Origin of the sequence: Arenimonas maotaiensis, assembly GCF_014638745.1 — a bacterium.
In the GTDB taxonomy this organism is placed as follows: domain Bacteria; phylum Pseudomonadota; class Gammaproteobacteria; order Xanthomonadales; family Xanthomonadaceae; genus Arenimonas; species Arenimonas maotaiensis.
Genome location: NZ_BMFO01000001.1, coordinates 236,345 through 256,053 on the forward strand (window position 1 = coordinate 236,345; position 19,709 = coordinate 256,053).

The window sequence follows — 19,709 nt, forward strand, 5'->3', positions numbered from 1 at the left end:
CCTCAGCCGCAGTGCGCTAGAATGGCGGCCGATACCCACCTGGAGGATCTGCGATGAAACGGATGTTGTTTGTCTTGGCCGCCTGCGGCCTGTTAAGCGCCTGCGGCGGCAAGGATGATGCCCCGAAAGCCGACGAGGCGGTGTCGAAGAACCTGTATGTCTACAACTGGAGCGATTACATCGCCGAAGACACCGTGGCCGCGTTCGAGAAGGAAACCGGCATCAAGGTGGTGTACGACGTCTACGACGGCAACGAGACTCTAGAAGCCAAGCTGTTGGCCGGCGCCTCGGGCTACGACGTGGTGTTCCCCTCGGCCCGTCCGTTCGCCGAGAAGCACATCGCCGCCGGCATTTACGCCGACCTCGACAAGGCCGCGCTGCCGAACGCCAAGAACAACGATCCGTCGGTGATGGCCGCGCTGGCCGGCATCGATCCGGGCAACGCCAAGCTGATGCCGTATCTGTGGGGCACCACCGGCATCGGCATCAACGTCAAGAAAGTGCGCGAGATCCTCGGCGAAGACGCCGCGCTCGACAGCTGGTCGCTGATCTTCGATCCGGCCGTGGCCGGCAAGCTGGCGCAATGCGGCATCGCGGTGCTGGACGACCCCGAAGACGCCTTCACCTCGGCCGTGCTGTGGAAAGGCCTGAATCCGAAGGTGTCCGACGCCAAGACCTTGGACGGCATCAAAGCCGCGTTCCTGGGTACGCGTCCGAACATCACCTACTTCCACTCCTCGAAATACATCACCGACCTGGCCAACGGCGACGTCTGCGTGGCGATGGGCTATTCCGGCGACGTGTTCCAGGCCCGCGACCGCGCCGAGGAAGCCGGCAACGGCGTGGAGATCGCCTTCGTCATCCCGAAGGAAGGCGCCGCGCGCTGGATCGACGTGATGGCCGTGCCGGCCGACGCGCCGAACAAGGCCAACGCCATGAAGTTCATCGACTTCCTGATGAAGGCCGAGGTCGCCGCCGGCGTCGCCGAATACGTGTCCTACGCCACGCCGAACACCGCCGCCAAGGCCCTGTTGCCGGCCGAGGTGCAAACCGACGAGTCGATCTATCCCAAGCCCGAGGTCGCCGCCAAACTGGTCGATCCGGCCACGTTCCCGATGGACGTGCAACGCGAACGCGTGCGGCTGTGGACCACGATCAAGACCGGCAAGTGACACGGCCGGCATGCTGGAAAATAAACCCGCTCCGGCGGGTTTATTTTTTGCCCAGTTTCCAGCAGCGGTGGATCTTCGGATTGCGCTCGAAATCCGGCGCGATGGTCTGCGCCGAGATGTCCTCGACCGCGGCGAATTCCGACACCGCCGCCAGGTCGAAGCGGAACTTGCGGAAGTTGTTGGAGAAATAGCAGACGCCGCCCGGCGCCAACAGGCCGACGATGGCGCGCAGCAGCGCGACATGGTCCTTCTGCACGTCGAAGTCCTCGGCGCTGGCCGAGTTGGAGAAGGTCGGCGGATCGCAGAACACCAGATCGTAGGATTGACGGCAGTTGCCCAGCCATTCCATCACGTCGGCCTTCACCAGCTGGTGGCTGCCGCCGGTGATGCCGTTGAGCTCGAAATTGGCGTCGGCCCAGTCCAGATAGGTGCTCGACAGATCGACCGAGGTCGAGGCCGACGCGCCGCCGAGGATGGCGTGCACACTGGCGGTACCGGTATAGCAGAACAGGTTGAGGAAACGCTTTCCGCGCGCTTCCTGCCCCAGCCGCAGGCGCATCGGCCGATGGTCGAGGAACAGGCCGGTGTCGAGGTAGTCGAACAGATTGACCCACAGCCGGGCGCGGCCTTCGGCCACCTGCAGGAAGTCGTGGGTTTCGTCCATGCGCCCGTACTTGCTACCGCCCTTGCCGCGCCGGCGCTTCTTCACCGAGACCTGCGCACGCGGCAGCGCGAACACCGACTCCACCGCCTGCAACAATTCCTTGAAACGGTGCTGGGTGGTCTGCTCGGGAATTTCAGCCGGCGCCTCGTATTCCTGCACATGCAGGAACAGCCGGCCCTGGCCGTCGGCCTCGGGGTAGCGGTCGATGGCGGCGGCGTATTCCGGCAGGTCCGCGTCGTACACCCGATAGCAGTCCACGCCCTCGCGCGTAGCCCAGCGCCCGAGGTTCTTCAGGTTCTTCTGCAGCCGGTTGGCCACCATCTGCGCGCCCTCGGACAGCGGCCGTGAGCCTTCGCGCTCCGGGCGCGGCACATGGATCGGATCGCAGACCAGCAGGGTGCAGGCCAGCGAACCGTTGTGGAACTCGTATTTCTTCTTGGCGCGCAGGCCGCTGGCGAAGGCTAGGTCGTCGTTGCCGCACAGCAGCACCGCGCGCCAGCCCGGCACCTGCGTGCGCAGCGCGTCGCCGGTTTCGCGGTACAGCGCCGGATCGGCCTGCAGGCGCTGGTTGTACGGCATGTTGCAGACCACCAGTCCGTGTTCCTCGCGCGGCGCCTGCAGCGCCGACACCGGGCGGCGCTCGAAACGCACCAGTTCGGCCAAGCCGGCACGGTCGCAGTTGGCTACCGCCTTGCGCAACACCTCGGCCTGTTCGTCGTAGCCGTAGAACACCGGCTTGAGCGCGGCGCGGCCGGCCTCGGCGCGGGTCTTGGCCTCGGCGCGGATCTGTTGCCAGGCCGCGGCGTCGAAACCCGACCACTGCGTCGGCAGGCGTTCGCCATGGCGGTACAGGCCGGGCGCTTCGTCGGCGGCCATCAATGCGGCCTCGACCAGCAAGGTGCCGCTGCCGCACATCGGATCGAGTACGGCGCCGCCGGCGCGGTAGACCTCCGGCCATTTACCGCGGTACAGCATGGCCGCGGCCAGATTCTCCTTGATCGGCGCTTCGCCTTGGTCCTGACGCCAGCCGCGCTTGTGCAGGGAGCCGCCGCCGAGGTCGATGGCGATGTCGGCGCGGTCCTTGCGCACGTGCAGGTTGACGCGCACGTCCGGATGCTCGACGTCGATGTCCGGCCGCGTGCCGGTGCGGGCGCGCAGGCGGTCGACGATCGCGTCCTTGGCGCGCTGCGCGGCGTAACGCTCATGGGTCAGGCCCTGGCCGGAGATGCGCGCGTCGATGGCCAGCGTGGCGCCGGCCGGGATATGCGTTTCCCACGGCAGGGCATGCATGCCCTGATAGAGGTCGTTCTCGTCGCGGCAGTCGAAATGCGCAATCGGCCACAGCACGCGCGAGGCCAGCCGCGAATGCATGACCGCGCGCTGCGCGTCGGCCAGCGTGCCCTCGGCGTTGACGCCGGCCACGGTGGCGGTGGCCGGCACACCCAAGGCCTTGAGTTCGTCGACCAGCAGGTATTCGAGCCCTTTGGCGCAGGACAGGAAGAACTTCACGACAGCGCGCCGAGCAGGAGCGCGAATTGCTGCGCGCAGTGATCGACGTGTTCGGCCAGACGGTGCGAATCGTTCACCAGGCTCAGGCGCGCCGAGCGCTTCTCCGCCCAGGCCACCACATGTCCGGCCGGAATCAGTTCATCGTGCCATCCGTGCACGATCGACAGCGGCACCGCCGGCGCATCCAGGGGCAGATCGTCGAAGCCGTCCAGCGCGATCGGCGGCGCCATCAGGAACAGACCCTGAACCGGCCGCGCCAACGCGACCCGGCAGGAGACGAAGGCGCCCATGCTGGAACCGGCCAGCACCACCGGACCCCCGGCGGCGTCGACCCGCGCCTGCAGGCGCGCGATGCGTGCGCGCACGTCGCCCATCGGCGGCATCACGGCGTCCAGGTCGCGGTAATCGGGAATCTCGCAGCGCCAGCCGAGCAGGTCGCAGGCTTGCGCCAGGGCCATGGCCTTGGTGGCGTCGGGGCCGCTGTTCAGGCCGTGCGAGATGATGACGTGTCCGCTCATGGAGGCTCCGGGATGGGGCGGTTCGGCCGGGAGGCGGCCGCCGGGGAATGGTAAACTGTGCGTATTATGAGCGATTCCGCTGCGCCCTGCCCGATTGCCGACCAGCCCCTGCCGTATGCGGACCGGCTGCCGACGCGCGATGCGGCGGCCATCGACCTGGTGGTGATGCACTGCACCGAGCTGCCGGACCTGGCCATGGCGCGCGAATACGGCGAGCGCATCCTGCACGAATCCGGCACCGGCAACAGCGGACACTACTACATCGACCGCGACGGCAGCGTGCTGCGCTACGTCGACCCGCTACGCATCGCGCATCACACCCGCGGCTACAACCCGCGCTCGGTCGGCATCGAAATCGTCAACACCGGCCGCTACCCCGAGTGGTATGACAGCCGGCATCAGGCCATGCATGAGCCCTACACGCCGGCGCAGATTGCCGCCGTGATTGCGCTGTTGCGGTGCCTGCGGCAGGAACTGCCGGCGCTGCGCTTCATCGCCGGCCACGAAGACCTGGACACCGCGCGTGTGCCGGCCAGCGACGACCCGGCGCGGACGGTCTGGCGCAAGCGCGATCCCGGCCCGCATTTCCCTTGGCCGCAGGTGCTCGACGCCTGCGGCCTCACCCGCCTGCAACCGGACAATCCCGCATGAGCAACCGCGTCGTCGACGAACTGATCGAACTGCTGACCCTCGAACGCCTCGAGGAGAACCTGTTCCGCGGCCAAAGCCGCGACATCGGCACCAAATACGTGTTCGGCGGCCAGGTGTTGGGCCAGGCGTTGAGCGCGGCACAGCAGACGGTGGGCGACGAGCGCGCGGTGCATTCGCTGCACGCCTACTTCCTGCGCGCCGGCGACATCAACGCGCCGATCGTGTTCGACGTCGACCGCGGCCGCGACGGCCACAGCTTCTCGGTCAGGCGGGTGACCGCGATCCAGCACGGCAAGCCGATCCTGGTGTTCGCGTCCTCGTTCCAGAAGCACGAGGACGGCGTCAGCCACCAGTTCCACATCCCGGAAGTGCCGCAGCCCGAGGACGTCGAGCCGCCCCAGCCGCCCAGCCCGGAAGTGCTGTCGCATCTGTCGGCCAAGATGCAGCGCTGGCTGTCGCGCATGGGGCCGTTCGAGATGCGCCCGGTGTATCCGCGCGACGAACTCAAGCCCAGCAAGCGTCCGCCCTACCAGCAGGTCTGGTTCCGCCTCAGCGGTCCGATCGGCGACGACGTCAACCTGCACCGCGCCATGCTGGCCTATGCCTCGGATTTCTATCTGCTCGGCACCAGCACCTTCCCGCATGGCATCAGTTACTACCAGCCGACCGTGCAGATGGCCTCGCTCGACCACGCGCTGTGGTTCCACCGCCCGTTCCGCATCGACGACTGGCTACTGTATTCGCTGGACAGCCCCTCGGCCTCCGGCGCGCGCGGCCTGGCGCGCGGCAGCATCTATACCCGCGACGGCGTGCTGGTGGCTTCGGTGGCGCAGGAAGGCCTGATCCGCGTATTGCCGCAGGAACCGGAGAACAAGGCATGAGGATGATGTTCAGCTCGGCCCGGCTGGAGAACGTCGAGCAGGTGAAAGCGCTGTTCGACGCCGCCGGCATCGAATGCCGCATCATCGGCGGCCGCAGTTACAAGACCTACTCGCGCCGCGGCTTCAGCTACAACGAGAAGCAGGCAGTGCTCGACGAGCCGCAACCGCAGCTGTGGGTGTCGCGCGCCGACGATTACCGCGCCGCGCGCGAGATCCTCAAGCAGCAGGGCCTGCTGGAAGGCAAGTCGGCGGAACCTTCGTACCTGCCGGAAAGCTACCGGCAGGCGCCGAAGCGCGCCGCGAAACCGGCCGACCGGCTGAACAAGGCGCGTATGCTGCTGTTGGTGGTGGTGATCGGCCTGATCGTGATCCAGGGCATCCGCCTGATGGCGGCCTGAGAAAGCGCCGGCTCAGCGCCGGCGACGGATCAACAACGCGCCGGCCAAGCCGGCGATCAGCAACAAGCCCGCGACCGATACGAACGGACTGGCGTACCAGGGCGCGGCGGCCTCGACGGCCGGTTGCGCGCCGGCGGCCACCGGCGCGGCCGGAACGCCTTTCTCGATCTGCTGCATGCGCTCGGTCAGCTGCTTGATCTGGCTGTTCTGCAGTTCAATCAGGCGCTTGCTCTCCGTCTGCAGTTTCGCAGCCTCGTCCAGCTGCTTGCGCAGGTTGGCGATTTCGACCTGGCGCGCGGCGATTTCCTCGGCGCCGGCGGCGTTCTCGGAACGCAGTTCATTGCCTTGGCCGGAACGGCTGGCACCGGATTGGCTTCCCGCAGTATTCATGTTCCCCACCGTCGGCACGATTTTCAGCCGTCCTTGATTGATTGCCACCGCGCCCGCCGGTTTGCGTGCCGGGGCGGAATCCGCGCCGCGGCCGAGCCGGTTGGCTGCATCGAGCACCGGCGCCGGCTGCGCCTGTACCTTGCGCGCCCATTGGCTGTTGAGCAGATTGGCGCTGTCTTCGGGCAGCAACGCGCGGGTCTGGCGCTCGTCGGGCAGACGCAGCACGCTGCCGCGCTTGAGCCGGTTGGCGTCGCCGCGGATGAAGGCCTCGGGATTGGCGCGCTGGATCGCCGCCATCATCTGGTTCAGGCTGATGCGGCTGTCGGCCAATTGGCCGCGCCGTTCGGTGGCGATGGCATACAGGGTTTCGCCGGCGCGCACTTCGCGTTGGTTGTCGGCCGTGGCCGGAATCGCCGGCACGCGCGGCGGCGCAGACGTCGCCGATTGCGCAGGACGCGGCGCCGGTTTGGCGGTCGGCTTGACGGGTGCCGACGGCTTTTCCTCAGCAACCGGCGCCGGCTCACGCGACTCCGTTCGGCTTCCGGTCGGGATCGCGGGCGTACGCGGCGCCGGCGACGGAACCGGGGCCGCCACCACCGGCGCCAACTCCACGGTCGGCGCGTCGATGGTCTGCACCGCGGTTCGGGCGATGAACGGCGGATCGACCAAGGCGGTGACTTCCTTCACCAACCGGCCGCCGTCGCGCCAGTTGGCATCCAGCAGCAGGTTGAACACCGGCTCGTTGAACGGGCGTTCGGAACTCAATTGCAACACGGGCCGGCCGCTGTCGTCGTACACCAGACGGATCTGGATGTCCTGGTACTGGCCGCGCTCGAGGCCCAGGCGGCGGAAGGCGTCGTCGGAGGCCAGACGAAAGTCCAGGCTGCGCAGGTCGTCGGCGTCGGCGTCATACACGGGCACCGTCGCCAGCAGCGGCTGCCCCAGCCCGGACTGCATCTGCACCTGGCCGAGACTCACGGCATACGCCGGCGAGGCGGCCAGTGCCGCGGCCAGTGCCAGTGCGTGGGGGCGGAGCGTCATGGGTACGCGGTGTCCTTGTCGTCGAATCAGCGTTTCGCCGCCAGCAATTCGGCGATCTGCACCGCGTTCAACGCGGCGCCTTTGCGGATATTGTCGGAAACCACCCACAAGTTCAAGCCGTTCGGGCAGGAGATGTCCTCGCGGATGCGGCCGACATAGACCGCATCGGTGCCGGAAGCGTGCGTCACCGGTGTCGGATAACCGCCCGGCGCGCGCTCGTCGACCACGGTCACGCCCGGCGTCTTCTCCAGCAGCACGCGCGCCTCAGCGGCCGACAGCTTGCGCTCGGTCTCGACGTGCACGGCCTCGGAATGGCCGTAGAACACCGGCACGCGCACGGCGGTCGGGTTGACCTGGATGCTGTCGTCGCCGAGGATCTTGCGCGTCTCCCAGACCAGCTTCATCTCCTCCTTGGTGTAGCCGTTGTCGAGGAACTCGTCGATGTGCGGAATCAGGTTGAACGCGATCTGCACCGGGAAGCGCTGCGGCTCGGGCTCCTTGAAGCCGAGGATGTTGGCGGTCTGCCGGCCGAGCTCTTCCAGCGCCGAACGGCCGGCGCCGGACACCGACTGGTAAGTGGCGACATTGATGCGGCGGATGCCGGCGGCGCGGTGGATCGGCGCCAGCGCCACCAGCATCTGCATGGTCGAGCAGTTGGGGTTGGCCACGATGCCGCGCGGGATCGAATCCAGCGCCTCGGGGTTCACTTCCGAAACCACCAGCGGCACATCGGCGTCCATGCGGAACGCCGAGCTGTTGTCGATCACGACGGCGCCGGCCGCGGCGAATTTCGGCGCGTATTCCTTCGAGATGCCGCCGCCGGCCGAGAATAGCGCGAAATCGACGCCGCTCGAATCGAAGGTGGCGAGGTCGCGCACGGTGAGCTTGCCGCCCTTGAACTCGACCTGGTCGCCGGCGGAACGCTCGGACGCCAGCGGTATCAGGGTACCGACCGGGAAGTCGCGCTCCTCCAGGATGCTGAGCATGGTCTGGCCGACGGCGCCGGTGGCGCCGACGACGGCTACGGTGAAGGTCTTGCGCATGGTTTCGTCACTCATTCGGGAATTTCAGTTGCGGCCGGCGGGCACGCGCGGCGTCTGCGCCGGCACGTCGCCGCATTGCGCGCGGTGGCGCAGCGCCAGGTCCATCAGGGTCAGCGCCATCATCGCCTCGCAGATCGGCGGCGCGCGCAGGCCGACGCAGGGATCGTGGCGGCCGGTGGTGACCACCTCGACCGCCTTGCCGTCGGCGTCCAGCGACTCGCCGGGCAGGCGCAGGCTGGAGGTCGGCTTGAACGCGACCTGGCAGGTGATGTCCTGGCCGCTGCTGATGCCGCCGAGGATGCCGCCGGCGTGGTTGCTGTGGAAGCCGTCGGCGCCGATCAGGTCGCGGTGCCGGCTACCGGGCTGTTCCACCGCGGCGAACCCGGCGCCGAACTCGACGCCCTTGACCGCATTGATCGACAGCATGGCGGCGCCCAATTCGGCGTCCAGCTTGCCGTAGATCGGCTGGCCCCAGCCCACCGGCACGCCGGTGGCCACGGTCAGCACACGCGCGCCGAGCGAATCGCCGGACTTGCGGGTGGCGTCGAGCAGCGCTTCCAGTTCCGGCACCTGCGCCGCATCCGGCCAGAAGAACGGATTGGCTTCGACCACCGACCAGTCGATGACGGCCGGCATCTCGGCGCGCAACGTGCCGACCTGGTTGACGCAGGCATGCACGGCGATGCCGTATTTCCCTGCCAGCCACTTCTTGGCGATGACGCCGGCAGCCACGCGCATCGTGGTCTCGCGCGCCGACGAGCGGCCGCCGCCGCGCGGATCGCGGATGCCGTACTTGTGGTGGTAGGTGTAATCGGCGTGGCCCGGGCGGAACTGCGCGGCGATGGCGTCGTAGTCCTTGGAGCGGGCGTCGGTGTTGCGGATCAGCAAGGCGATCGGGGTGCCGGTGGTGAGGCCCTGGTACACGCCGGACAGAATCTCGACCGCATCCTCTTCCCGGCGCTGCGAGGTGTGCCGGCTCTTGCCGGTCGCGCGTCGGGCCAGGTCGGCGGCGAACTCGGATGCGTCGATGGCCAAACCGGGCGGGCAACCGTCGATCACGCAGCCGATGGCCGGGCCGTGGCTCTCGCCGAAGGTGGTGACCGTGAACAGTTTTCCGAAACGGTTATCCGACACGGGTTTCCTCAGCGCGCATCCGCGAGTGCTTTGATGCGTCCATGATGGGCGAGGATGTCGTTGCGGTCAATCGCGAAGATGCCCATCTGGCCGACCTTGAACTCGATCCACAGGAACGGCACTTCCGGCAGCAACGCCGCCAGATGGCGCTCGCTCTCGCCCACTTCGCAGATCAGCAGACCGTGCTCGCTCAGGTGCGCCGGGGCGTCGCGCAGGATCTTCAGCGCGAAGTCCAGACCGTCGTCGCCGGCGCGCAGGCCGAGGTCCGGCTCGTAGGCATATTCCTTCGGCAAGGCGTCGGTCTCGTCGTTGGTGACGTACGGCGGATTGGTCACGATCAGGTCGTAGACCTTGCCCTGCAGGCCGGCGAACAGGTCGCTCTTGATCAAGCTGCAGTTATCGGCGTACAGACGCGCTTTGTTCTCGGCGGCCAACGCCAACGCGTCGTCGGAGATATCGACGCCGTCGACCTGCCAGTCCGGATTGTAATGCGCCATGGCGATGGCGATGCAGCCCGAACCGGTGCACAGGTCGAGCGCGGATACGACCGGACGGCCGCCCAACCAGGGTTCAAAACCGGATTCGATCAACTCGGCGATCGGCGAACGCGGCACCAGGGCGCGCGTATCGGACTTGAAGCTCAGGCCGGCGAACCAGGCCTCGCCGGTCAGGTAGCAGGCCGGGATGCGCTCGTCGATGCGGCGGCGGAACAGATTCAGCACAGCGTCCTTTTCCGCGGCGGTCAGCTTGGCCTGGCCATAGGCCGGACCGATATCGTGCGGCAGATGCAGGGCGTGCAGCACCAGCTGGGTCGATTCGTCCAAGGCATTGTCGAAACTATGGCCGAAGGTCAACCCGGCTTCGCCGAAGCGGCTGGCGCCATAACGGATGAAATCGATGAGGGTGGACAATTCGGCGGTCATGGCGGTTCCGGCAGGTGCGTGGACGCCTATTATACGGCCGCAAAGGCTATAATTCCCCTTGAATTCCCGCCACTTGCCGCCGATGAACCGCAAAATCACCACCATCCTGATCGTCGCCTTGGCCACCGGCCTCGGCTTGGCCCTATCCAGCCGCCTGTTCCCGCCCAGTCTGCCCGGCAACGCCGCACCGGCCCTGCCGGCGCTGGAAGTGAGCAAGGTCATCGACACGCCGCGCGCCTTGGCTCCGTTCACCCTGCAAAGCGCCGACGGCGCGCTGACCGCTGAGAGTCTGAAAGGCCACTGGACCGTGGTGTTCGTCGGCTTCACGCATTGCCCGGACGTCTGCCCGACCACGCTGACCGATTTGGCCAAAGCGCAGAAGATCTGGGCCGAAGCGAAACTGCCGAACGCGCCGCGCCTGCTGTTCGTGTCCATCGACCCCGAGCGCGACACCCCGGCCGGCATCGCCGAGTACGCGGCCTATTTCCACCCCGATACGCTGACCGCCACCGCCGCCGAGCCGCAGCTGGGCGCGTTCACCCGCGACCTCGGCCTGGTGTACATGAAAGTGCCGCAAGGCGACAGCTACACCATGGACCATTCCGCGACTCTGGTGCTGCTCAACCCGAAGGCCGAATTCGCCGGCCTGATCCGCCCGCCGCTGAAGCCGGACGCCATCGCGCGCGACCTGCTGGCGCTGACCAAGGCCACGCCATGAAACCGAGTTCGCTCGCGCAATACCTGCTGCCGCACCGCCTGCTGTCGTCGCTGGCCTACCGGCTGGCGCATTCGACCACGCCATGGATCAAGCGCCGCTTCATCCACACCATCCTGGCGAACTTCGACGTCAACCTGGCCGAAGCCGCCAATCCGGATCCGGACAGCTACCCGAGCTTCAACGCGTTCTTCACCCGTGCGCTGAAACCCGGCGCGCGCGTGGCCGATCCGGACCCGCGCACGCTGCTGCTGCCGGCCGACGGCAAGGTCAGCCAATGCGGCAAGATCGAGGACGGCCGCATCTTCCAGGCCAAGGGCCACCACTTCACCGCCGCCGAACTGCTGGGCGACGCCGGCATGGCCGAAGCCTACCGCCACGGCGAGTTCATGAACATCTACCTGTCGCCGCGCGACTACCACCGTGTGCACATGCCCTGGACCGGCACCCTGGTGGAAACCCTGCACGTGCCGGGCCGGCTGTTCAGCGTCTCGCCCGGCACCGTGGCCGACGTGCCGCGCCTGTTCGCCCGCAACGAGCGTCTGGTCTGCCACTTCGACACCGACTTCGGGCCGATGTGCGCGGTGATGGTCGGCGCCATGCTGGTCTCGGGCGTGGAGACGGTGTGGAACGGCGTCAACATCCCCGAATACGCCGACCGCCCAAAACGCATCGACTTCCGCGGCCGGAACATCCGCCTGGAACGCTTCGCGGAAATGGCGCGCTTCAACTACGGCTCGACCGTGATCCTGCTGTTCCCGGAAGGCAAGATCGAACTGGATGCGTTCGCGCATCAGCAGCCGACCGTGCTCGGCCGGCGCATGGGCCGCGTGCGTTAACGCAAGGCGCCGGTCCGATCAGGATGGCGGCGGCGCGCCGGCTTTCTCCGTCTCGCCGCATTCCTCCACTTTGTCGTCCAGATCCATGCGATAACGCGTACCGGCGATTTCCAGTTCCCGTAATACCGGCGGCACCACGGCAAAACGGCCGGCCCGCAACGCCTCGCGCGTGCCCGGGCAATTGAACGGCAACAGCAGATTGCCGATCCGGTGCCACCCCTGCGGCCCGCGCTTGAGCACGCCGAGCGAACCGGAGCCGAGCTGCAGCGCCACCTCCTGCGTGCCATCGGCGTCAAGGTCGATCAGGTAGGCGTCGCAGGTCTTGCCGCTGTCGCGCAGGCATTCGGGATATTGCCAGGATTCGTCTTTCATCGCCGCCGGCCAGTCCTGGGCCAGGAAATCGGCAGGCAGCGCCGCGCCGTTCGGCCACACGCGGATGTTGGTGGCCAACAATTCCCGACTCATCTTCGCCGGCTGCGCGTTCCATTCGGTCTGTTTGGCCAAGGCCGCCGCGGCCTTCAGCCGGACGGTGGCGGCATCGGCCAGCGTGTTGTCCGATTGCAGATCGCGCAGGGCGTCCTGACCGAAGCGTTGGCCGCTGAAGCGCAGGTAGTCGTAATCGAAGGCGGCGGCGGTGATGTTGCCGGCACGCAGATGCGCGACCTGGCTGTTGACCGAAATGCGTGCCGGATCGAGCGCCGGCGAGAAAATCGCCAGTAACAGGAACAGCAGCATGAAGGCCGTGAAGATGTTGACAGGCGCGATCCGTGACAGCCATTGCGGGCTACGCAGCGCGGCCCAGAAATAACCCGCTCCGCAGCCCAAGGCCACCACCAGACAGAACGCGGCGACCAGGCGGTCGACGGTCCAGCCGTACTGTCCGACCCGCAGACTGAGTGCATAGGCGGCAATCAGGGCCAGAGGCAGAATCAACAGGACCGCAATTTTCGCACCGAAGCGAATCGGCAGCGCGACTTCCGAACTGACACTGCCATCCTGGAACGCGGCATTAATTAATACCGCGAGAACTGCCGATGCAGCCAACAGCAATGCCGTCGCGGCTTTGGTGGCCCACAGCGGCTCCAGGCCGGTGAACGGCAATGCCAGCAGGAATCCACCGATTAGCAGCACGGCCACCGGTAGAATCCAGGACAGCAAAACCAAAACCAGACTGCGAACGCCATGCACGATGGCCGGCCGCACGTCGGTGATGTGCAGGGCATAGGCGAAGGCGAAGGTGGTGACCGGAATCGCGAACCACGGCTCGTCCAGCATATCGCGCAGGAAATCGAGCGTGATCAGGTGGAACAGCGCCGCGCCGAGCACGAGCACCAGCCAGGACAGGCCGGTGAACGCGGCCGCGAACGCGACCTGGATCAGCAGTTTCCAGGAAGACTCGAAATAGCTGCGATAGGATGCGATGCGGCGGCCGTCCAGCGCGGCGGCGGTGACCATCGAATGCGCGATGAAGAAGCCGGCCAAGGCATGCACCCACAACTCGGGCGACGGATAGCGGGCGCCGCCGGGGGTGACACCGTAACGCCAATCCGGCGCGCCGAGGCTGCGCCAGATGTCGTAAAAGCCGAGCAGGGCCAGCACCAGCGCCGCCGGAAGCAACCAGCGCAGCAGGCTACGGCCTGGAATGTGCCCGAGCCCGGAAATCGCCAGACCCGGCGCGATGGCGGCGACCAGCAGCAGCGCCGCGAAGAGACCGGAGTTGCCGGCGTTCCAGATGCCGTTCTCGGCGGCCTGGTAGATCAGGTACAGCGCCAAGCCCTGCAGCAGGCCGATCAGCACGCGGGCGCCGGCGGTGGCGCGGTTGACGTCGGAACGCGGTACGCGGCTTTCGGTCTCGGACATGGCGGCGGTCTCCGGAGGCTTTGCCGCGATTATAGCCCCGCCATGGCAGAATGATGCCATTCCACCGGAGCCGTACACCATGCGCATTCCCGCCCTGCTCGCGTTGTCCGCCGGCTTGATTTCGCCGGCCTTGGCCGCCACGGTACGCGTGGCCACGTTCAACGCCTCGCTGTATTCCGAGCGCGCCGACGGCTTGGTCGAACGCCTGCGGAATGACGATCCGGCGGCACGCAAGATCGCCGCGGTCATCCAGCACAAACGGCCGGACATCCTGCTGCTGAACGAATTCGACTACGACGCCGATGGCACCGCCGCCGACCTGTTCCAGCAACGCTATCTGGCCGTGCCGCAATACGGCCAGGCGGAAATCAGCTACCCGTACCGTTACTTCGCGCCGGTCAACACCGGCGTGCCAAGCGGTTTCGACCTGGACGGCGACGGCCGCTGCGACGGCCCCGGTGATGCTTGGGGTTTCGGCCGGCATCCCGGCCAATACGGCATGTTGGTGCTGTCACGCTTTCCGATCGAGCAATCAGCGGTACGCACGTTCCGCGACGTCCTTTGGCGGGACATGCCCGGCGCCTTGGCGCCACAGCATCCGGACGGCTCGTCCTGGTATCCGCCCGCGGCGTGGCACGTGTTCCCGCTGTCCTCGAAATCGCACTGGGACGTGCCGGTACGGACGCCGCTGGGCACGATTCATCTGTTGGCCGCGCACCCCACGCCGCCGGTGTTCGACGGCCCGGAAGACCGCAACGGCCGGCGTAACGCCGATGAAATCCGGTTCTGGCGTGACTATATATCGACGCAGAACGCCGATTGGATCGTCGACGACGAGGGCCGGCGCGGCGGCTTGGCCGCGGAAGCGCGCTTCGTGATCGTGGGCGACCTCAACGCCGATCCGGCCGACGGCGGCGGCCGGCGCGAGGCCATCATCGAGTTATTGGAACATCCGCGCATATTGCGCATGGCCACACCGCAGTCCGTCGGTGCGGAGGCGGCGGCTTGGGCCGATGGCGGCGCCAACACCGGTCACCGTGGCGCGCACCGGCACGACACCGCCGCGTTCGGGCCGCAATCGGGCAATCTGCGCGTCGATTACGTGTTGCCGTCGACCGGTTTCCGGGCCACCGCCTCGGGCGTGTTCTGGCCGATGCCGGACGAAACCGGCGCGGACTGGCTGGACGCCAGCGACCACCGCATGGTGTGGGTCGATCTGACGGATTAAATCAGGTCGACCTTCAACGCGGCGGCGGCGCGGCGCGCCTTGGCGCGCGCGGCCTCGATCGACACATCGCGGGCCAAGGTGACCGCCACGCGGCGGGAGCCGTCCACCGACGGTTTGCCGAACAGGCGCAGTGCGGTGCCGGGTTCGATCAAGGCCCGGTCGACCTCGCGGAACTGCGGAATGCCCTTGCCCTTGGCCAGAATGGCGACCGAAGCCGACGGTCCGTAATCGGCGATTTCCGGAATCGGCAGGCCGAGGATGGCGCGCGCGTGCAGGGCGAATTCCGACAGCTCCTGCGAGATCAGTGTGACCAGTCCGGTGTCGTGCGGGCGCGGCGAGACTTCGCTGAACCAGACCTTGTCGCCTTTCACGAACAGCTCGACGCCGAACACGCCGTAGCCGCCGAGCTCGTCGGTGACGGCGCGGGCGATGCGTTGCGCCTCGGCCAGCGCGGCGTCGCGCATCGGCTGCGGCATCCAGCTCTCGCGGTAGTCGCCGTCGACCTGCAGATGGCCGACCGGCGCGCAGAACGAGGTGCCGTCGCGGTGGCGCACGGTCAACAGGGTGATTTCGTAATCGAAGTCGACGAAGCCTTCGACGATGCAGCGGCCCTGGCCGGCGCGGCCGCCGGTCTGCGCCTTTTCCCAGGCCGGGGCGATGTCGTCCACGCCGCGCACCGTGCTCTGGCCCTTGCCGGACGAGGACATCAGCGGCTTGACCACGCACGGCAGGCCGATGGCCTTGACCGCTTCCAGGTATTCGGCCTCGGTGTCGACGAAGCCGTACGGCGAGGTGGGCAGCCCGAGCGTTTCCGCGGCCAGCCGGCGGATGCCTTCGCGGTCCATGGTCAGGCGCGCGGCGCGCGCGGTCGGAATCACCCGCAGGCCGGCACCCTCCTCCAACTCCACCAAGGTCTGGGTGTGGATGGCTTCGATTTCCGGCACCACCAGATGCGGTCTGACATGCGCGATCAGATCGCGCAATGCGGCCGGGTCGAGCATGTTCAGCGTATGGCATTCGTGCGCCACCTGCATCGCCGGCGCGTTGTCGTAACGGTCGGCGGCGATCACCTGCACGCCGAAACGCTGCAGTTCGATGGCCACTTCCTTGCCGAGTTCGCCGGCGCCGAGCAGCAGGACACGGAAGGCGTTGCGGGCTTCGGGCGTGCCGATGGCGGTGGCTTGGACGGTCATGGCGATTGTCGGCGGATGATGGGGTATGTCATTATACGCAGGATGAAACGCCTCGTTCCGGCGCGCCTGCGCCCCGCACTGCTGACCCTGTTCTGTACCGGACCCTTGTTGCTTTCAGCCTGCCAGGCGACGTCCGAGTCGGCCGTGCAGCGCTGGTCGGAACCGGCGTTCGCCGGCATTCCCGACGCAGGCAAACTCGGCGAACTGTCCGGCATGGCGCGCTCCAACCGCCATGACGGCATCTTCTGGGCCATGAACGACGGCGACAACGCCGCCGAGCTGGTCGCCATCGACGCGCAAGCCAAGACCCGTGCGACAATCCAAGTCGAGGGCGTGCGCAACATCGACTGGGAAGACGTGGCCAGCTATGAAATCGACGGCCGCAGCTATCTCGCCATCGCCGATACCGGCGACAACGGCGGCATCCGGCCGGAGCTGTTCATCCATATATTCGAAGAGCCCGAACAACTGGCCGACGTCACGCTCAAGCCGATACGCAGCCTCCGCTTCCGTTGGGCCGACGGCGCCCGTGACGTCGAATCGATGATGGCCTCCGGTCAACGCGGCCGCTTCTACCTGATTTCCAAGAAGCGCGTGCCGGCGGAACTGTTCACGTTGGCCATGGACGCCGCCGACGGCAGCTCGCCGGAACTGCTGTCGGTGCTGGACGGCATCGCCCAGCCGGATGCGAAGACCATGAATACCAAGGGTGACTTCGGCCGCTACCGCGCGCAGATCACCGGCGCCGACCTCGAACCGGACGGCCAAGTGTTCGCGGTGCTCAATTACCAGCAGATCAATTTCTTCGCCCTGCCCGAGCGTCCGGTGCCGGCACTGAAACCGCTGGCCACCATCACCCTGCCGTGGCTGCCGCAGGCCGAAGCCATCGGCTATTCCGCCGACGGCGACAGCCTGTTCGTCGGCAGCGAACAGGCACCGACGCCGCTGATCCGCTTCGACCGCATCCAGCCCTGAGCGGATAGCCGGCTCCGTCCAATTACCAAGGCGACCCTCGTCGCCTTTTTTATTTCATTGATTTTTAATATTTTTCCTTCACTTGACGCAGTCAATATATTTGATATCATTTTGATACCAATCACGGAGAATCCCATGAAAGAAAACCAACTCGCGTCCTATCACGGCATCGTCAGCCTCCTCGTCGGCCTGCTCGTCATCGCCGTCGCCGGCTTCGGCTTCTTCATTGGTGGCGTGCAAGGCCAGGCGCCGGCTATTGGCATTGGCTCGCTACTGATGCTGACATTGGCCGCCTTCAGCTTGGCCGGTCTGTACATGGTGGAGCCGAACCAGGCCGCCGTGCTCAGCCTGTTCGGCAAATATGTCGGCACGGTCAAGGAACAGGGCCTGCGTTGGAACAATCCGTTCTACGGCAAGAAGAAGGTGTCGCTGCGCGTGCGCAACTTCGAATCCGGCAAGCTGAAGGTCAACGACCTCGACGGCAGCCCGATCGAGATCGCGGCGGTGGTGGTCTGGGGCGTGGTCGACTCGGCCGAAGCGGTGTACAACGTCGATGACTACGAAAGCTTCGTGCACATCCAGTCGGAAGCGGCGCTGCGCGCGATGGCCACCAGCTATCCGTACGACCAGCACGAGGACGGCAAGATCGCCTTGCGCAGCCACGCCGACGAAATCGCCAAGCACTTGACCGAAGAGATCCAGGAGCGCCTGGCCGAAGCCGGCGTGCGCGTGATCGAAGCGCGCATCAGCCATCTGGCCTACGCGCCGGAAATCGCCCAGGCCATGCTGCAGCGCCAGCAGGCCAGCGCCATCATCGCGGCCCGCACCCGCATCGTCGAAGGCGCGGTCAGCATGGTCGAAATGGCGCTCGGCGAGCTGTCCAAGCGCAACGTGGTCGAGCTCGATCCCGAGCGCCGCGCCGCGATGGTATCCAATCTGCTGGTGGTGCTGTGCGGCGAACGCGGCACCCAGCCCGTGGTCAATGCCGGCTCGATCTACTGACCGCTCGCCATGAGCGAGAAAAAGGCCTTTCCGCTGCGCATCAACGCCCGGGTGCTGGAAGCCGTCCAGCACTGGGCCGATGATGAGTTGCGCTCGCTGAACGCACAGATCGAATATGTGCTGCGCGACGCGTTGCGCCGCAACGGCCGATTGAAGGCACCGAACGCGGATACCGGGGAAAACGCCGGCACAGGAGAATCCGAATGAAACACGCACCGACAGTCCTGCCGCTGCTGCTGGCGATGGTCCTGCCTTGCACTATGGCCGCCGCCGGCAACACACCCGGCACCGGGGCCACTGCCTCGGCCAATACCGAATCCGCACCGGCCATCGGCATCGCGGATCGCTTCCTGGTCCTGCTCGATGCCGGCGACCATGCCGGTGCGCATGCCCTGTTCGACGACTCCCTCGGGAAAAGCCTGTCGTCGGTACAGTTGGGCGATGTCTGGAACGCGCTGCCGCGCCAATTCGGCGCGCTGCGCAGCCGCGGCGCGGCGCGGCTGACCGCGCAAAACGGCCAGAACCTGGTGTTCTACCGCCACCAATTCGCCAATGCGGCACTGGATGCGCTGGTCGCGGTCGATGCACGCGGCAGGATTTCGGGCTTCCGCATCCTGCCTGCGGCGGCGCAGACGCCTCCCACTCCCTTACCTGTCGCCGATTCCGCGTTTTCGGAACGCATGTTGCAGATCGGCGATGACGCCACCGGACTGCCGGCGACGCTGACCCTGCCCGCCGGCGATGGCCCCTTCCCCGCCGTGGTGCTGGTGCACGGCTCCGGGCCGCACGACCGCGACGAAAGCATTGGGCCGAACAAACCGTTCAGCGATCTGGCCCATGGTCTGGCGCGCGACGGTATCGCCGTGCTGCGCTACGAGAAACGCACCAAGGCGCGGCCGCAGGATTTCGCCGGCGGCCATTTCACGCTGCGCGAAGAAACGGTGGACGACGCCGTCGCCGCACTGGCGCTCCTGCGCCGGACGCCCGGCATCGATGCGGCCCGGGTATTCGTGCTCGGCCATAGTCTGGGCGGTTACGCGGCGCCGATGATCGCCAGACAGGCCGGCAACGTGCGCGGTCTCGTGCTGTTGGCGGCCAACGCCCGCGATCTGCACGACATCGTGCCGGAGCAGGTCGAATACCTGGCCGAACTGGACGATGCGGTCACCGAGCCGGAGTTGCAGGCGATTGCCGCGATGCGCGCGCAACGCGATGAAATCGAGGCGATGCGCGGCGGCGGACCGGCGCCGGCCAAGCCGATGCTGGGTTTGCCGGAAACCTATTGGCGCGGGCTGCTGGCTTACGATCCGGTAGCCGAAGCCAAGGCCTTGAAATTGCCGATGCTGTTGGTCCAAGGCGAACGCGACTACCAAGTGACGGTGGCCGGCGATCTGGCGCGCTGGCAGAAAGGCCTGTCCGGCCGAGCCGACGTGCGCATCCGGCGCTATCCGGCGTTGAACCATCTGCTGATGCCGGGCCAAGGCCGGGGCAATCCGCAGGAGTACCTCAAGCCCGCGCAGGTCGATGCCGCCGTGATCGCCGACATCGCGGCGTGGATCAAGGCGCACTGAGG

The 19,709-nt window shown here is 66.9% G+C and carries 19 protein-coding genes; 11 read left to right on the forward strand and 8 right to left on the reverse strand.

Annotated elements, in window-relative coordinates:
* Positions 1–53 precede the first annotated feature (53 nt).
* Complete coding sequence (locus tag IEV56_RS01100; protein ID WP_188446851.1) at positions 54–1,172, forward strand: polyamine ABC transporter substrate-binding protein; 1,119 nt, start codon at positions 54–56, stop codon at positions 1,170–1,172.
* A 40-nt stretch (positions 1,173–1,212) separates the two neighbouring features.
* Here IEV56_RS01100 and rlmKL read toward each other — a convergent pair whose 3' ends face one another.
* The gene (rlmKL, locus tag IEV56_RS01105) at positions 1,213–3,345 is read right to left on the reverse strand and encodes a bifunctional 23S rRNA (guanine(2069)-N(7))-methyltransferase RlmK/23S rRNA (guanine(2445)-N(2))-methyltransferase RlmL (RefSeq protein ID WP_188446854.1); all 2,133 of its coding nucleotides are present in this window, start codon (positions 3,343–3,345) and stop codon (positions 1,213–1,215) included.
* Positions 3,342–3,863, reverse strand: a complete 522-nt coding sequence (locus IEV56_RS01110; RefSeq protein WP_188446856.1) for an alpha/beta fold hydrolase — start codon at positions 3,861–3,863, stop codon at positions 3,342–3,344. Before IEV56_RS01110 ends, rlmKL begins: the two co-directional genes overlap by 4 nt.
* A gap of 66 nt (positions 3,864–3,929) precedes the next feature.
* Between IEV56_RS01110 and IEV56_RS01115 the strand changes: the two genes are divergently transcribed.
* The 3 genes from IEV56_RS01115 to IEV56_RS01125 are packed head-to-tail and all read left to right on the forward strand — an operon-like array spanning position 3,930 to position 5,793.
* Positions 3,930–4,514 carry an N-acetylmuramoyl-L-alanine amidase gene (locus tag IEV56_RS01115; RefSeq protein WP_188446858.1) on the forward strand — a complete coding sequence of 195 codons (585 nt, stop codon included), beginning with the start codon at positions 3,930–3,932 and terminating at the stop codon, positions 4,512–4,514.
* Positions 4,511–5,395: an acyl-CoA thioesterase II gene (tesB, locus tag IEV56_RS01120; RefSeq protein ID WP_188446860.1), complete on the forward strand. Its 885-nt coding sequence runs from the start codon at positions 4,511–4,513 to the stop codon at positions 5,393–5,395. The genes IEV56_RS01115 and tesB overlap by 4 nt, the downstream gene beginning before the upstream one ends.
* Positions 5,392–5,793, forward strand: coding sequence for a hypothetical protein (locus IEV56_RS01125; protein ID WP_188446862.1), 402 nt, complete (start codon positions 5,392–5,394; stop codon positions 5,791–5,793). Before tesB ends, IEV56_RS01125 begins: the two co-directional genes overlap by 4 nt.
* A gap of 12 nt (positions 5,794–5,805) precedes the next feature.
* Here IEV56_RS01125 and IEV56_RS01130 read toward each other — a convergent pair whose 3' ends face one another.
* From IEV56_RS01130 to prmB, 4 genes are read right to left on the reverse strand one after another with little or no spacing between them, the layout of a single operon-like run.
* Positions 5,806–7,224 carry a type IV pilus assembly protein FimV gene (locus IEV56_RS01130; protein ID WP_188446864.1) on the reverse strand — a complete coding sequence of 473 codons (1,419 nt, stop codon included), beginning with the start codon at positions 7,222–7,224 and terminating at the stop codon, positions 5,806–5,808.
* Between the two features lie 26 nt (positions 7,225–7,250).
* Positions 7,251–8,282 (reverse strand): aspartate-semialdehyde dehydrogenase, encoded by a 1,032-nt coding sequence (locus tag IEV56_RS01135; RefSeq protein ID WP_188446866.1) that lies wholly within the window; start codon positions 8,280–8,282, stop codon positions 7,251–7,253.
* Between the two features lie 9 nt (positions 8,283–8,291).
* Positions 8,292–9,401 (reverse strand): chorismate synthase, encoded by a 1,110-nt coding sequence (aroC, locus tag IEV56_RS01140; protein ID WP_188446868.1) that lies wholly within the window; start codon positions 9,399–9,401, stop codon positions 8,292–8,294.
* Positions 9,402–9,409: 8 nt separating this feature from the next.
* Positions 9,410–10,324: a 50S ribosomal protein L3 N(5)-glutamine methyltransferase gene (gene prmB / locus IEV56_RS01145; RefSeq protein WP_188446870.1), complete on the reverse strand. Its 915-nt coding sequence runs from the start codon at positions 10,322–10,324 to the stop codon at positions 9,410–9,412.
* Positions 10,325–10,406: 82 nt separating this feature from the next.
* Between prmB and IEV56_RS01150 the strand changes: the two genes are divergently transcribed.
* Complete coding sequence (locus IEV56_RS01150) at positions 10,407–11,042, forward strand: SCO family protein (RefSeq protein WP_188446872.1); 636 nt, start codon at positions 10,407–10,409, stop codon at positions 11,040–11,042.
* Entirely contained in the window at positions 11,039–11,878 is an 840-nt protein-coding gene (gene asd, locus IEV56_RS01155) for an archaetidylserine decarboxylase (protein ID WP_188446874.1), read from the forward strand. The genes IEV56_RS01150 and asd overlap by 4 nt, the downstream gene beginning before the upstream one ends.
* Before the next feature lie 18 nt (positions 11,879–11,896).
* Here asd and IEV56_RS01160 read toward each other — a convergent pair whose 3' ends face one another.
* Positions 11,897–13,738, reverse strand: a complete 1,842-nt coding sequence (locus tag IEV56_RS01160; protein WP_188446876.1) for a DUF4153 domain-containing protein — start codon at positions 13,736–13,738, stop codon at positions 11,897–11,899.
* Between the two features lie 79 nt (positions 13,739–13,817).
* Here IEV56_RS01160 and IEV56_RS01165 point away from each other — a divergent pair, with 79 nt between their 5' ends.
* The gene (locus tag IEV56_RS01165; RefSeq protein WP_188446878.1) at positions 13,818–14,966 is read left to right on the forward strand and encodes an endonuclease/exonuclease/phosphatase family protein; all 1,149 of its coding nucleotides are present in this window, start codon (positions 13,818–13,820) and stop codon (positions 14,964–14,966) included.
* On the opposite strand, the gene purT is transcribed toward IEV56_RS01165, so the two are convergent.
* A complete protein-coding gene (gene purT, locus IEV56_RS01170; RefSeq protein WP_188446881.1) occupies positions 14,963–16,159 on the reverse strand; it encodes a formate-dependent phosphoribosylglycinamide formyltransferase in 1,197 nt (398 codons plus the stop codon). The two genes, IEV56_RS01165 and purT, sit on opposite strands and share 4 nt — an antisense overlap.
* Positions 16,160–16,201: 42 nt before the next feature.
* Between purT and IEV56_RS01175 the strand changes: the two genes are divergently transcribed.
* The 4 genes from IEV56_RS01175 to IEV56_RS01190 all read left to right on the forward strand — a co-directional run bounded on the left by IEV56_RS01175 (position 16,202) and on the right by IEV56_RS01190 (position 19,707).
* Positions 16,202–17,134, forward strand: a complete 933-nt coding sequence (locus IEV56_RS01175; protein WP_188446883.1) for a hypothetical protein — start codon at positions 16,202–16,204, stop codon at positions 17,132–17,134.
* Positions 17,135–17,269: 135 nt separating this feature from the next.
* A complete protein-coding gene (locus IEV56_RS01180; protein ID WP_188446885.1) occupies positions 17,270–18,136 on the forward strand; it encodes an SPFH domain-containing protein in 867 nt (288 codons plus the stop codon).
* Between the two features lie 9 nt (positions 18,137–18,145).
* Positions 18,146–18,343, forward strand: a complete 198-nt coding sequence (locus tag IEV56_RS01185) for a type II toxin-antitoxin system antitoxin (RefSeq protein ID WP_188446887.1) — start codon at positions 18,146–18,148, stop codon at positions 18,341–18,343.
* Positions 18,340–19,707, forward strand: a complete 1,368-nt coding sequence (locus tag IEV56_RS01190; RefSeq protein WP_188446889.1) for an alpha/beta hydrolase — start codon at positions 18,340–18,342, stop codon at positions 19,705–19,707. Before IEV56_RS01185 ends, IEV56_RS01190 begins: the two co-directional genes overlap by 4 nt.
* Positions 19,708–19,709 lie beyond the last annotated feature (2 nt).

Coding starts and splice junctions, on each gene's coding strand:
- IEV56_RS01100 (WP_188446851.1), top strand. CDS start 54: ATGAAACGGATGTTGTTTGTCTTGGCCGCCTGCGGCCTGTTAAGCGCC.
- IEV56_RS01110 (WP_188446856.1), bottom strand. CDS start 3,863: ATGAGCGGACACGTCATCATCTCGCACGGCCTGAACAGCGGCCCCGAC.
- IEV56_RS01115 (WP_188446858.1), top strand. CDS start 3,930: ATGAGCGATTCCGCTGCGCCCTGCCCGATTGCCGACCAGCCCCTGCCG.
- tesB (WP_188446860.1), top strand. CDS start 4,511: ATGAGCAACCGCGTCGTCGACGAACTGATCGAACTGCTGACCCTCGAA.
- IEV56_RS01125 (WP_188446862.1), top strand. CDS start 5,392: ATGAGGATGATGTTCAGCTCGGCCCGGCTGGAGAACGTCGAGCAGGTG.
- IEV56_RS01130 (WP_188446864.1), bottom strand. CDS start 7,224: ATGACGCTCCGCCCCCACGCACTGGCACTGGCCGCGGCACTGGCCGCC.
- IEV56_RS01135 (WP_188446866.1), bottom strand. CDS start 8,282: ATGAGTGACGAAACCATGCGCAAGACCTTCACCGTAGCCGTCGTCGGC.
- prmB (WP_188446870.1), bottom strand. CDS start 10,324: ATGACCGCCGAATTGTCCACCCTCATCGATTTCATCCGTTATGGCGCC.
- IEV56_RS01150 (WP_188446872.1), top strand. CDS start 10,407: ATGAACCGCAAAATCACCACCATCCTGATCGTCGCCTTGGCCACCGGC.
- asd (WP_188446874.1), top strand. CDS start 11,039: ATGAAACCGAGTTCGCTCGCGCAATACCTGCTGCCGCACCGCCTGCTG.
- IEV56_RS01160 (WP_188446876.1), bottom strand. CDS start 13,738: ATGTCCGAGACCGAAAGCCGCGTACCGCGTTCCGACGTCAACCGCGCC.
- IEV56_RS01165 (WP_188446878.1), top strand. CDS start 13,818: ATGCGCATTCCCGCCCTGCTCGCGTTGTCCGCCGGCTTGATTTCGCCG.
- purT (WP_188446881.1), bottom strand. CDS start 16,159: ATGACCGTCCAAGCCACCGCCATCGGCACGCCCGAAGCCCGCAACGCC.
- IEV56_RS01175 (WP_188446883.1), top strand. CDS start 16,202: ATGAAACGCCTCGTTCCGGCGCGCCTGCGCCCCGCACTGCTGACCCTG.
- IEV56_RS01180 (WP_188446885.1), top strand. CDS start 17,270: ATGAAAGAAAACCAACTCGCGTCCTATCACGGCATCGTCAGCCTCCTC.
- IEV56_RS01185 (WP_188446887.1), top strand. CDS start 18,146: ATGAGCGAGAAAAAGGCCTTTCCGCTGCGCATCAACGCCCGGGTGCTG.
- IEV56_RS01190 (WP_188446889.1), top strand. CDS start 18,340: ATGAAACACGCACCGACAGTCCTGCCGCTGCTGCTGGCGATGGTCCTG.